13 protein-coding genes are annotated in these 12,390 nt (G+C 34.4%); 9 read left to right on the top strand and 4 right to left on the bottom strand.

The annotated features are described in order from the left end of the window. Window positions 1-77 precede the first annotated feature (77 nt). The 6 genes from lpdA (at window position 78) to X926_RS08305 (ending at window position 5,340) form a co-directional block, all read left to right on the top strand. Window positions 78-1,433, top strand: coding sequence for a dihydrolipoyl dehydrogenase (lpdA, locus tag X926_RS08325; RefSeq protein WP_103065746.1), 1,356 nt, complete (start codon window positions 78-80; stop codon window positions 1,431-1,433). Window positions 1,434-1,858: 425 nt separating this feature from the next. Beyond that, window positions 1,859-2,026, top strand: a complete 168-nt coding sequence (locus X926_RS10195) for a hypothetical protein (RefSeq protein WP_158245235.1) — start codon at window positions 1,859-1,861, stop codon at window positions 2,024-2,026. 188 nt (window positions 2,027-2,214) lie between these two features. Continuing rightward, the gene (locus tag X926_RS08320) at window positions 2,215-3,228 is read left to right on the top strand and encodes an ATP-NAD kinase family protein (protein ID WP_103065745.1); all 1,014 of its coding nucleotides are present in this window, start codon (window positions 2,215-2,217) and stop codon (window positions 3,226-3,228) included. Window positions 3,229-3,417: 189 nt separating this feature from the next. Then, entirely contained in the window at window positions 3,418-4,188 is a 771-nt protein-coding gene (locus X926_RS08315; RefSeq protein WP_103065744.1) for an SDR family NAD(P)-dependent oxidoreductase, read from the top strand. Between the two features lie 206 nt (window positions 4,189-4,394). Next, the gene (locus X926_RS08310) at window positions 4,395-5,075 is read left to right on the top strand and encodes a class I SAM-dependent methyltransferase (RefSeq protein ID WP_158245234.1); all 681 of its coding nucleotides are present in this window, start codon (window positions 4,395-4,397) and stop codon (window positions 5,073-5,075) included. Then, window positions 5,056-5,340 (top strand): YkoF family thiamine/hydroxymethylpyrimidine-binding protein, encoded by a 285-nt coding sequence (locus X926_RS08305; protein ID WP_103065742.1) that lies wholly within the window; start codon window positions 5,056-5,058, stop codon window positions 5,338-5,340. Before X926_RS08310 ends, X926_RS08305 begins: the two co-directional genes overlap by 20 nt. A 56-nt stretch (window positions 5,341-5,396) precedes the next feature. Here X926_RS08305 and X926_RS08300 read toward each other — a convergent pair whose 3' ends face one another. The 3 genes from X926_RS08300 to X926_RS08290 are packed head-to-tail and all read right to left on the bottom strand — an operon-like array spanning window position 5,397 to window position 7,319. Further along, complete coding sequence (locus X926_RS08300) at window positions 5,397-5,762, bottom strand: transketolase C-terminal domain-containing protein (RefSeq protein WP_233186718.1); 366 nt, start codon at window positions 5,760-5,762, stop codon at window positions 5,397-5,399. Window positions 5,763-5,785: 23 nt separating this feature from the next. Continuing rightward, window positions 5,786-6,496 carry an MBL fold metallo-hydrolase gene (locus X926_RS08295; RefSeq protein ID WP_103065740.1) on the bottom strand — a complete coding sequence of 237 codons (711 nt, stop codon included), beginning with the start codon at window positions 6,494-6,496 and terminating at the stop codon, window positions 5,786-5,788. A 37-nt stretch (window positions 6,497-6,533) separates the two neighbouring features. Continuing rightward, on the bottom strand, window positions 6,534-7,319 hold the full coding sequence (locus X926_RS08290; protein WP_199171200.1) for a dihydrolipoamide acetyltransferase family protein: 786 nt from the start codon (window positions 7,317-7,319) through the stop codon (window positions 6,534-6,536). Between the two features lie 321 nt (window positions 7,320-7,640). Between X926_RS08290 and lipB the strand changes: the two genes are divergently transcribed. Together lipB and lipA are read left to right on the top strand one after the other, a co-directional pair. Next, entirely contained in the window at window positions 7,641-8,342 is a 702-nt protein-coding gene (gene lipB, locus X926_RS08285) for a lipoyl(octanoyl) transferase LipB (protein ID WP_103065738.1), read from the top strand. Beyond that, on the top strand, window positions 8,302-9,156 hold the full coding sequence (gene lipA, locus X926_RS08280; RefSeq protein ID WP_103065737.1) for a lipoyl synthase: 855 nt from the start codon (window positions 8,302-8,304) through the stop codon (window positions 9,154-9,156). The genes lipB and lipA overlap by 41 nt, the downstream gene beginning before the upstream one ends. A gap of 39 nt (window positions 9,157-9,195) precedes the next feature. On the opposite strand, the gene X926_RS08275 is transcribed toward lipA, so the two are convergent. Next, window positions 9,196-10,161, bottom strand: coding sequence for an aldo/keto reductase (locus X926_RS08275; protein WP_103065736.1), 966 nt, complete (start codon window positions 10,159-10,161; stop codon window positions 9,196-9,198). A 176-nt stretch (window positions 10,162-10,337) separates the two neighbouring features. Between X926_RS08275 and X926_RS08270 the strand changes: the two genes are divergently transcribed. Further along, window positions 10,338-12,344 carry a methyl-accepting chemotaxis protein gene (locus X926_RS08270; protein WP_103065735.1) on the top strand — a complete coding sequence of 669 codons (2,007 nt, stop codon included), beginning with the start codon at window positions 10,338-10,340 and terminating at the stop codon, window positions 12,342-12,344. Window positions 12,345-12,390 lie beyond the last annotated feature (46 nt).

Below are 12,390 nucleotides of genomic sequence, written 5' to 3'. Positions count from 1 at the left end.
GAGCGGGGGAAGGGCGCTATATAAAATATTTTAGAGATTCAAAAAGTAGAAAATCAAATTAAAGGGAGGAAATTCTAATGTACGATGTTGTTGTTATCGGATCAGGACCAGGCGGTTATGTAGCGGCAATAAGGTTATCACAATTAGGGAAAAAGGTTGCCGTTGTTGAAAAAGAAAATCTTGGGGGGACTTGTACCAACAAAGGTTGTATCCCCACAAAAGCAATGTTGACCTCTTCACATCTTTACGAAGAGATTTTAAAAAAATCAAACAAATTAGGCATAAAAGTGGGTGAAGTAACATATGAAATAAGCGAAATAATGAGCCATATGAAAAAAATTGTTCTACAATCCAAAAAAGGTGTAGAGTATCTATTAAAGAAAAATCATATCGATTTAATACAAGGTGTCGCTGAAATAATTGATAAAAATCATATTAAAGTTGGCGATAAAAGTATAGAAACGCAAAACATTATTTTAGCTCACGGTTCTGAACCAGTAATGTTTCCCCCCTTTGATAAAATTGAAGGAATTTGGACAAGTGACGATGTGTTTAAGATGGAACATATGCCTGAATCGATTTTGATAGTTGGTGGAGGGGTAATTGGTGTAGAATTTGCTACATTTTTTTCAAATTTAGGCAAAAAAGTCTATGTCGTAGAACTACTCGAACATATTCTCCCCAATGAGGATAAAGATGTTGCAGAAGAAGCAAAAAAATCTTTGGTTAAAAAAGGTGTGGAAGTCTTAGAAAAACATAAGGTTCTAGATATTCAAAAGAATGAAGATTCATATGTATCAAAAATCGGCTTCAACGGTGAAACCAAAGAAATAATAAGCTCAAAGATTTTACTAGCCGTGGGGAGAAGGCCTGTTATAACCCAAGATATTAAAAAGTTAGGTGTAGAGATAGAAAAAGGGGTTAAAACAGATTCCAAAATGAGAACAAACGTTGAAAACGTATATGCAATAGGAGATATTAGAGCCCATATTATGTTAGCTCATGTGGCTATGAATGAAGGTATAGTAGCAGCCCACAATATTGCAGGTGAAACCAAGGAAATGGATTACAGTGCTGTGCCAAACATTATTTTCTCTAACCCAGAAATAGCAACCGTAGGTCTAAAAGAAAAAGAAGTTGATCCTGAAAAAGTTATCATTTCAAAATTTCCTGTATCTGCTACCGGTAGAGCTAGAACTATGGAAGAGTTAGATGGTTTTGCAAAGATAATAGCTGACAAGGAGACTAAAAAAGTATTAGGTGTAGCTATTGTCTCTCCGAATGCTACAGATATGATTATGGAAGGAGTCTTGGCTGTAAAATATGGGATGAGTGTAGAGAAACTAACGAATAGTATACATCCTCACCCCACTTTGACTGAAAGTCTGCTTGGCGCAGAAGAAAGCGTGGAAGGATTAGCCATACATATTTAATTAATAACAAATCATAAGATATTACATAGGATAAGGGGTAGATATTCAATTTATCTATCCCTTATCTCATTTTTGCCTAACTGGTTATCTATTGACGATATTTTTAGACCAAGTTTCATTAAGATTATTTTTTTGTAAATAGCTTCATGCTTAATTTGTGCATAAAATAACAAAGTTTCATACCTCTATTTTATCAATGTTTTTGCTTAAGTTATTAAAAGATTTGTGAAAAATAGAGATTTTAAGCTCTAATGCTTTCTAATTGATTGTATTTGTCTTTAATCCGCTATAATTAAGTTTGACAAAAAAGTAGGAAAAGCGTATAATCGTTACTAATTAAAACAACTAAGAGAAATAAATGTTACTAAAATTATTTCTGAAAGAATTTAATTTTAAATCTATTTAAGAAAGAGGTTAAATTAAGAATGATAGTTGATGTAACTGTTTCAAAGTGGGGATTACCTATGAAGGAAGTAGAGATTGTAAAAAGGCACAAAAATGAAGGTGAAAGAGTAGGAAAAGGTGAGCCGTTAGTACAGGTTATGACTGAAAAAATTACTAAGGCAAAGAAAGTTTTTTTAATTTTTAAATAAGATTTTAGGGTTAAAAGTTTAGATAGAATAGAGACTTTATCTGAAAATCGAGGATGAAAGAAGAACTAAAGTAGACTGATTATTACTTAGATTGAAGGAATTATTTTCTAAAAATTTTTAAATTCTAACGTTTTAATTAAAAGCAAAGTTTAAAGTAGCATTCTCTGCATTATAGGAGGTTCTGTTGAGTGGAAATAGGGATAATAGCTAATCCAGCTGCTGGGAAAGACATAAGAAGACTCGTTGCACATGCAACAGTAATAGATAATAATGAAAAAGTAGATATAGTAAAAAGAATAATATTAGCTTCTCAAAGTTTTGGTATCGAACGTGTCTATATCATGGCTGATGCGTTTTGCATAGGTTACAAAGTTATAGAAAGCTTGGAAACTATAAAGAAGTTAAAATGTGATGTTGAGGTAATCAATGATCATGTAACCTACAGCTTAGAAGACACCATAAAAGCAACCCAATTACTTGAAGAAAAGAATGTCGACTGTATTTTATCCTTAGGGGGTGATGGAACCAACAGAGCAATAGCAAAAGTCATAGGCGACACTCCTTTATTGCCAATTTCCACAGGGACAAATAATGTATATCCTGAAATGGTCGAAGGAACGATTGCCGGGATAGTGGCTGCAATTGTATCTAAAAATATAATTCACAAAGATGAATTTTGTTCCAAAGACAAGATAATAGAAATATATAAAAATAACCAACTTATAGACATAGCATTAATTGATGTAGTTATTTCAAAGGAACAGTTTATAGGGGCTAAAGCTATATGGAATTTGTCTAATATTTCAGATATTATTGTATCGAGAGCAAATCCTTGGAGTATTGGTTTTTCCTCTATTGCCGGATATATAAAAACCGTTAATAAAGAGGACAACTTTGGACTGTACTTAGACCTTAAAGAAAATAATACAATGAAAAAGGAAGTAATAGCTCCAGTGGCTCCAGGTATTTTAGAAAAAATCCAAGTTTCAGAAATAAAAAAGTTAAACATAGATGAGGAATTTCCCTATCAAGTTAAAGTTCCAGGCACATTAGCCTTAGATGGAGAAAGAGAAATAGAAATAAAAAAAGGCGATAATATTACTTTTAAAATTACGAGAAATGGTCCTTGCAGAGTAGATGTGAAAAAAGCTTTAGAATGGGCTCAAGCTAGGGATTTTTTTACAGAGGGAAGTGGTTTCTAGGGGGGGGGTAAAAAATGCTACAAAGTGTCTTACCCTTTACAGAATTAATGAAGAAAAATTCTCGCTAATGAACGAAAAACAGCAAGAGAATGGATGAATGAGAAAAAAATGAATGTTGAAAGTAGGATGTAATTTTTATTTTCGAGTTTCTAAAAATAGTATACGTTTTTATAAAAAGGAGGTTAGATTATGGGATTATTAGAAGGTAAAGTTGCAATAATCACGGGAGCAGCCCGAGGCATTGGGCAAGCTTACTCTATTCGTTTTGCAAAGGAAGGTGCAAAACTGGTAGTTTGTGATGTACTAGATTGTAGCGAAACTAAAGAGAAAGTAGAAGCGGAAGGCGCAGAATGTCTAGCGTTAAAAGTCGATGTTACTGACGAAGAATCCACTAAAAAAATGGCAGAAGATACCATTAACAAATACGGAAGAATAGACATTCTTCTTAACAATGCAGCAATCTATGGTGGCTTAGTTATGAAACCTTTTGAGAATATTTCCGTCGAAGAATGGGATAAAGTTATGTCTGTCAATCTGAAAGGTTTATTCCTATGTTCTAAAGCTGTAGCACCACAAATGAAGAAACAAAAGAAAGGTAAAATTATCAATATTTCTTCTACTACTTTTCACATGGGTGTTCCGATGTTGCTTCATTATGTCACATCCAAAGGAGGAGTTGTTGGTTTTACACGTGCTCTTTCCAATGAACTAGGAGAATATGGAATAAATGTAAACGCTATTGCTCCTGGATTTACAATGACAGATGCTAGTAAGGGTATAACAGGAGGAAATAAAGAACTGTTCGAACAATTAGCAAGTATGCAAGCTAATATGCAAGCTATAAAGAGGAGAGAGGAACCTGAGGACCTTACAGGAGCAGCGGTATTTCTTGCTTCCGATGATAGTGATTTTATTGCAGGTGTAACTCTTCCAGTTAGTGGTGGTGCTGGCTTAGCTTAAGTTTTATGGGTCCTTCAGCCAAACTAACTCCTCCATGATAAGATCATGATGCCTAAACTGAATGAAGAAAAGATAATTAAAAAAGTAAGAGAAATAGCTAAAAGATAACAAAAGATTGAGACACTCAATTTTGAGATGATATCGGATTGGGTGTCTCAATATATATTCAAGGCGATAAGCAAAGTTTGAAAGGAGGAACTTTTCTTTTGAGTGCATTTTCCAAAGAAATAGCAGATAACTATGATAATTGGTATAAAAATCCGTTAGGCAAGTTCGTTGATGAAATTGAGAGAAATGTTGTTATGGACTTAGCGAAACCACAGAAAAATGAAAAGGTACTTGACTTAGGTTGTGGGACTGGGATTTATAGTTTGTTGTTTCTAAATATGGGTTTAAAGGTAACGGGCATCGATCAATCTGATTTTATGTTAGAAAAAGCACGAGAAAAAACGAATAAAATTAATTTTATCAAAGCGGATGCATATAATCTGCCTTTTCCAAATGAAAGTTTTGATTTGGTTGTTTCTGTAACAATGTTTGAATTCTTGGATGATCCACAAAAAGCCGCACGTGAAGCTTATAGGGTTTTATCTCCAGGGGGAAGATTAATTATTTGTGTAATAGGTGCTAAAAGTACTTGGGCAAAACTATATAGAGAAAAAGCAAAAGCAGAAAATCAATCACCTTACAAAGCAGCCAAGTTTTATACGTTGGAAGAAGTCCTTAACTTTATACCAGAAGTTTCACCTAAAGATTACAATGTAGCTTTACACTTTGGTCCAGACGCTGATCTGAATAACAAAGAACTTCTCTTAAAAAAAGAAATGCAAGGCCAAAGGGAAAAGAAAGATACGGGAGGTTTTATCTGTGTTAGATGGGACAAATAATGAAGCAAAACATGTATTTGAGTATTCTTGTTCAATGGCACTGTACCCTCTTGGAACAGAAGATTACGTGAGAATAATAAGCGATGCAATTATTAAATTGCGAGAATTGAAAAATATAGAAATTACAGTTGGGAAGACGAATACAGTTGTGAAAGGAAGTAAAGAAGAGATATTCAAAGCTATCAACCTTCTTGTTGAAGAAGCACAAAAAAGAGGCGAGTTTGCTTTAACTATAACTATTTCCAATGTTTGTGGCTTGACATGATCAAGCCACGGGGCCCCTGATCAATTACAATCAAGGGCCTATGACTAAAGTATAGTTTAATAATTGACTACATCTTTGACAGCATTGATTACTTTTGCTTCGTTTAACAATACGTATTCCTCTTCGATTTTTGAATGTGGTACAGGTACCTTTATTCTTGTAACTCTCTTAATAGGAGCTTTCAAATATGAGTACCCTTTTTCAGCTACCAGTGCAGCAATTTCCGAAGCAAAAGATCCGTTTAATGGAGCATCATCAAGGGTTACTAATCTCCCTGTTTTTTTCACGGATTCTAAAATAAGGTCTTCGTCAATAGGATATAAACTTCTAGCATCTATTACTTCAACAGAGATTCCTTCTTCTTTCTCAAGCTTTTCTGCTACCGATGAGGCTAATACCCGTGGATAACCAGCTGCAACGATAGTAACATCTTTACCTTCTTTCTTTATCTCTCCTTTTTTGTTTTATTATTTTCGGTAAAATATGGTGTAAATATGTGGGCTATTGTTTCAGCGTATTTTTCTAGTTCTTCTTTTGTATACGTGTGTATGTTTTCTTTGAGAAAAACGAGATCGCTGACATTTTTTCTCAACATTTCATAAACTTTATCTGGCTTTTTGAATATAGCTGCGTCACATTGTGGAGTTCTATAATGAATTGGAACGACTATCTTTGGTTGAATCTGGTTGATGATCATCATAGCTGTTTCTAAACTAGGTCCTGGAAAACCAGATAACGGAACAAACAAAATATCTACTTTAGTTATCACATCCTCAATAAATTTTTTGTCCAAAAGATGGCCTAGATCTCCCACATGGCAAACTGTGATTTCTTCTGCTTTTATGAAGAATACAATATTCTTTGTCCTAAAATTTGCATGTTTTGTTTCAACTCCAATAATTTCTATGCCCTCGATATTTTTTTGCCCAGCTTCTCTTATTATTACTTTAGGGTTTTTCGCTGCTTCTAGGTTATTGTGATCAGGATGATTATGAGTAATTAATAATATATCTGCTTCTTCATTAACTGGTTCGTATTTCATTCTCATTGGCCACATTTTCATCGTAGCATTAGATTTAAATGGGTCTATGAGTATTTTTTTGTTGTTTTCTGTAGTTATAAGTACACAAGAATGTCCTAACCATTTTATTCTCATATATACCACCCCTTAATTCAGAGTTTCAGCCAAAGGTTTAAGATATATCTTCTGTATGTTCAAAGTGTTCTTTCACTTTTTGTAAAAACTGGGCTCCAAGGGCACCATCAATAATTCTGTGGTCTATAGTCAGTGATAGGGTTCCTATCTTAGCTATTTTTTGTTTCCCCTCTTCTATTATGATTGAATCTTTGATTCTATTTATTCCTAATATTGCAACTTGAGGCGGATTAATAATAGGGGTGAAAGAGTCAACGCCGAACATTCCTAAATTTGTAACCGTAAAAGTAGCACCTACTAAATCTTTTTCTTTTAGCGTTCCATTTCGTGCTTTGGTTATTATATCATTGTATTCTTCTATAAAAGTTTTTATATCTTTTTTATCCACCTCTCTTAAAACAGGGGTAATTAAACCATTTTGCGTGTCAGTGGCAACAGCGATATTTATAGAATCATATATTACAACTTTTTCTCCATCAAAGGTAGCGTTCAACTGAGGCAAATCCCTTAGTGCATTTGCCAAAAGTTTTATCATAAGAATGGTAAGCGAGGGCTTTTCTTCAATTTTTTCTCGTAGACTAATTATGTTGTCCATTTTTATTTCCATGTTGATAGTCACATGAATCGCCTGGTTATAACTTTGGTAAAGCCTTTTCGAAATGATTTTTCTTATACCTATTAATTTCTTTTCAGATTTTACTTTAGGATAAAATTTCTCTTTAATATATGATTGAAGGATCTCTTGATTTATTTCACCTTTTTCTTCTTTCAGCTTTTCAAGGTCTATATCGTACTGTTCAACAATCTCTTTAAATTCGTCCATACTAATCCCCTTTCTTTTTTAAAGTTATTGGATACGTAGTTTGAAACAATCATTTTTAGTACAAAGCTTAGACAAACCTTTTTAAAAAAATCAATATAGGAGAATTATACTCTTTTTACTGAGTTTTGTGAAATTTGATTTGGAGTAACTATGTTTGAAGAGGAGCGATTCTGATTGATTATAGTTGATTAGAGAACGAATGCTCACGTTTGCTCGTTGTTGCTTAATTTTGTGTTAAACTTCTCTTTGCATATTTTTTATTAATCTGTTATAATGTAGATAAAGAGTTCAGTGTTAAGCTAGTTTAAGGAGTTTGATAAGATGAGAAGAGGGTTGGTATGGAATTACAACGAAGTTGGATATTTGAAAGGTAAAGAGATTCAACAACAAGCTATGAAAATTGTCAGGAATGGCTCAGTGGATGGAATTGTAATATTATTATCTCATCCACCAGTGTACACTATAGGAAGAGGAGGAGGATACGAAAATCTAAAAAAAGATATTAATGAAATAAAAAAAATTGCGGAAATATATGAAGTAGAAAGAGGGGGAAATATCACTTTTCATGGCCCTGGGCAATTAGTTATCTATCCTATTCTTAATCTTAGAAAATGGCCTGCTGATATTGGGCAGTTGGCTTATAATTTAGAGGAAATTATAATAAAAGTATTAAAAGATTATAACATAGTAGGGAAAAGGATTCCACAATCAAAATACAGAGGGGTGTGGGTTGAAGATAAAAAAATCTGTGCGATGGGACTTTCAATTGATCATTTTATTACTTGGCATGGCTTAGCTTTCAACGTTAATACCGACCTGTCGTATTTTGAGAACATTATTCCTTGTGGAATAAATGAATATGGTGTAACCTCTTTAGAAAAATTAGGTATAATAAAAGATATCCAAGAGGTTAAAACGAAGGTTATTCAGAAAACAGAAGAAATATTTGATATTAATTTTACCTATGATAGGAGTGAAAATGATGAAGAATGCGGAATGGTTGAAAGTAAGTATTTCCACTGAAAAGTTTGAAGAAATTCGAGATTTTATTGAAGATTATTCACTTAATACGGTTTGTCAAAGCGCTGATTGCCCAAATATTGGGGAGTGCTTTGCTAAAAAAACCGCAACATTTATGATTATGGGTAATATATGCACGAGAGGATGCAGGTATTGTTCTGTACCAAAAGGTAAGCCTTCACCTTTGGATAAAGATGAACCGAAGAGATTGGCTCAAGCGGTAGAAAAATTGGGATTAAAATTTGCAGTTGTCACTTCTGTTACCCGGGATGATTTGCCCGATGGAGGAGCGTATCATTTTGCCCAAGTCATTAGTGAAATAAAAAAATTGCCTGGAAACATTAAAGTAGAGGTTTTAATCCCAGACTTTCTAGGGGCGGAAGAATCTATTAAAATCGTCGCTGAAGCATCTCCAGAAGTTTTTGGCCATAATATAGAAACTATTCCCGAATTTTACTCAAGAATTAGGCCTAGAGCTAGTTATAAGAGGTCTTTAGATGTTTTAAGAAAAGCAAAAGAAATAAATCCTTCTTTAGTTACCAAATCAGGGATAATGTTGGGTTTTGGAGAGCAAGAAGAAGATGTCGTAAAGGTTATGAAAGATTTGAGGGAAGTCGACTGCGATATAATGACCTTAGGTCAATATTTAAGGCCATCTGAGAGACAGGTTGAAGTTGTTGAATACGTTACCCCCGAAAAGTTTAAACAATATGAAAAAATTGGGTATTCACTGGGGTTCAAATTTGTCGCATCTAGTCCGTTGGTAAGAAGCTCATATCGTGCTGAAGAGGCCTACTTAAAAGCTAAAGAAAATTAAAAAAATCCCACCGCCTTGGTGGGATCTTACTAATTTTTATCAGGGTTTGTTGTTTAGAATTTTTTCAATTTCTTCCATTTCACTATCTGTAAGTTTTTCTTTTATCTCGGAAGCTTTTACATTTTCTTTTACCTGTTCTGGTTTACTTGCGCCGGTAATTACGGTACTAACGTTGGGATTTTTCAATATCCAGGCAAGAGCAAGCTGAGCCATTGTTGCGCCTAAATCGTTAGCTATTTTCGTTAATTTTCTGACCTTTTCGATATTTTCTTGAGATAATAGTCCACCTTTTTCGAACTCTTCTCGTAAGTTTTCAAATTTTGCAAGTCTACTGTCTTGAGGGATTCCATCGTTGTATTTTCCAGTGAGCACCCCGCTGGCTAAAGGACTCCACGTGGTTAACCCCAATCCATATTTTTCATAAAGAGGTTTAAATTCTTTCTCAACCTTGTTTCTAACAAACATGTTGTATTGAGGTTGTTCCATTGTGGGAGGAATAAGATTTCTTTTATCCGCTATTTGATAAGCTTCTTCCAATTGTTCCGCACTCCACTCGGAAGTCCCCCAATAAAGAGCTAAACCGTTTCTTATTATGTAATCCATTGCGAATACTGTCTCTTCAATGGGAGTTGTTGGATCTGGTCTATGGCAAAATATAAGGTCGACATAATCAACCTGTAACCTTTTTAGAGAGTTCCATGTTCCTTCTAAAAGATGCTTCCTTGATACCCCTCTATCGTTTGGACCTTTTCCGCCCCAAAATATTTTTGTGGAAATTACAAGATCTTCTCTTCTATACTCTTTTATTGCCATTCCCATAAGAGATTCAGAAAGACCATTAGCGTAAGCTTCAGCGTTGTCAAAAAAGTTAACACCGTTTTCATAAGCTGTACGCAAACATGATTTGACCCCTTCTGTGTCGAGCTGATTTCCAAAAGTTAGCCAAGATCCAAATGAAATTTCACTTACTTTTATACCAGCTTTACCAAGATTGTTATATTGCATAATCTACCTCCTCTTTCTTCTTTAATTATACCCTATACTATTTTACCATATCTTATTGTTAATTTTTCATTTCGCATTAGAAAGGTATGTTTCTGAAAACTTTTTATTTGCTTTTGAGTACTGTTTTATATTATAATTATTGATAAGATAATTAAAAATAAAGGGGGAAAAATTCCATGTCATTCAAAAGCATAAGAGGAAGGATAATTGTAATTATCGTTGTAATTTTTATTTTATTTGGGGCAGCAATTTCTTTCAATATTTTTTCTTTGATAAGCTCCAACGATGGTTTGGGTAGTTATAGAGATCTTTCTAATGCAACGAATCAAATCTCTGAAATAGAAAACACCTTTTTTGAAGCTGCTTTAGCCTTCAAAGATTATGTGATCAACTATGATGAACAAACAAAAGAAACTTTTACTCAAGATATTGATACAATTCAAACTTTCTTTGCAGATGAAACTACTGATTCTACAATTGTGCAAAACGTAATTACAAAGATAAATGACTATGAAAGTAATTTTAATCAAATTGTTCAATTGAACGAAGAAAAAAACAGACTCGTAAATCAAGATTTTAAAGATATATCCAATGAATTACGCCAAATTATTACCGAATTTAAAACTTTAGCCCAAGAGAATAATGTTTCAACCCTCGTTTTTTACGCTGATAGTTCAATTAATATATTGGATAATATAGATAATTTATCTTCCATGTATTTTTCATCCAAATCTCTTGGCGATAAAAACAATGTTTTAAATGCTTTCAATGAATTGGATTCTCAACTTTTGATTATGCAATATGGATTAACCTCTGACGAATTAACTGAACTGTTCAACGAGATGAAAGACATGGTCGAACAGTTCAAAAACACCTTCAACCAAATAGTCACAGCAATAGAATCCCAACAGCCTATAATCGGGCAGATGGAACAAGCAAGGGTAGAGATACTTAACCTATTAGAAGAACAAAGAAATAAATTAAAGGTCCAACAAGACACGTTAGGTCCATCACTCATAGAAGAAAACAATCAAGCAATAACCTTGACAGCCATCCTAACCGTAGTAGCCTTCATAGTATCGATAATCATGATCATCTATCTAATAAGGAGTATAACGAAACCACTGTTAGACTTCAAAAACAAGATAAACCAATTCAAAGAAGGAGACCTAACGGTAAACTTTGAAAGTAAAAGCAAAGACGAGATAGGTCAGATGGCTAACGCTCTATCAGAAATGAGTAAAGAACTGAGAAGATCCGTGGGATCAATAAAACAGGCATCAGACAAAGTAGAAAACGCATCAGAAAGTCTAACGCGCTCATCACAAGAAAGCAGGAAGAACTCAGAAGAACTCAAAAACCAGATGGACAAGATACAAACAAGTACGGAAGAAACGGCAGGAAACGTAGAAGAAGTGACCTCAGGTGTAGACGAAGTAGCAAGGGCAGCACAAGGTGTATCCCAAGACGCACAAAGACTAAGTGAAGAAGCAGATGAAACGAGTAAAGCTGCAGAAGAAGGAAGCAAAACGATAGAAAGCATAAGTCAAGCGGTGAAAGAAGCGGTAGAAAGGACAAAAGAAAGTCAAAAAGAAGTAGAAACACTAGCAAGCAACGCCAAGAACGTACAAAGTATAGTAGAAACGATAAACTCGATAACGGAACAAACGAACCTGTTGGCACTAAACGCAGCGATAGAAGCAGCAAGGGCAGGGGAAGCGGGAAGAGGATTTGCAGTTGTAGCGGATGAGATAAGGAAGTTAGCAGAAGAATCAAGAAATGCGACGGATGAAATATCTGAAATACTAACCAACATAACGCAAGGTACGAACAAAGTAAACGAATCGACGAACAAGGTAGTAGGAACGATAGGAGAAATAAACGAAAAGATGGAGAATGTACAGAAAAGTTTCAATCGTATAAAAGAAAGGATAGAAAGGATGGACCAAGGGATAGAAAACATGACGGCAAGTGCAGAGGAACAAAGTGCGAGTGCACAAGAGATGAGCACAGCGATGGACAGGGTAGCGAAAGCTGTGACAGAAATAAGTGAACAACTAGAAAGGTCAAGAAGTGTAATAGACGAACAAGTAAAACAAGGGATAGGGATAAACGAAGAAGCGAAAGAGTTGAGTGAGTTAGCCACAGAGTTAAAAGGATTAGTTGGAAGTTTTAAAATATAAAATAACAAAACTCTCCCCAATCCTTATGGGTGGGGAGCGGGGCGAA

It is taken from the genome of Petrotoga sp. HWHPT.55.6.3, assembly GCF_002895495.1.
Lineage (GTDB): Bacteria > Thermotogota > Thermotogae > Petrotogales > Petrotogaceae > Petrotoga > Petrotoga mobilis.
Note: the sequence above shows the minus strand (reverse complement) of the source record. Positions and strands in the feature narration are given on the sequence as shown.

Coding starts and splice junctions, on each gene's coding strand:
- X926_RS10195 (WP_158245235.1), top strand. CDS start 1,859: ATGATAGTTGATGTAACTGTTTCAAAGTGGGGATTACCTATGAAGGAA.
- lipB (WP_103065738.1), top strand. CDS start 7,641: ATGAGAAGAGGGTTGGTATGGAATTACAACGAAGTTGGATATTTGAAA.
- X926_RS08275 (WP_103065736.1), bottom strand. CDS start 10,161: ATGCAATATAACAATCTTGGTAAAGCTGGTATAAAAGTAAGTGAAATT.
- lpdA (WP_103065746.1), top strand. CDS start 78: ATGTACGATGTTGTTGTTATCGGATCAGGACCAGGCGGTTATGTAGCG.
- X926_RS08290 (WP_199171200.1), bottom strand. CDS start 7,319: ATGGACGAATTTAAAGAGATTGTTGAACAGTACGATATAGACCTTGAA.
- lipA (WP_103065737.1), top strand. CDS start 8,302: ATGAAGAATGCGGAATGGTTGAAAGTAAGTATTTCCACTGAAAAGTTT.
- X926_RS08270 (WP_103065735.1), top strand. CDS start 10,338: ATGTCATTCAAAAGCATAAGAGGAAGGATAATTGTAATTATCGTTGTA.
- X926_RS08315 (WP_103065744.1), top strand. CDS start 3,418: ATGGGATTATTAGAAGGTAAAGTTGCAATAATCACGGGAGCAGCCCGA.
- X926_RS08295 (WP_103065740.1), bottom strand. CDS start 6,496: ATGAGAATAAAATGGTTAGGACATTCTTGTGTACTTATAACTACAGAA.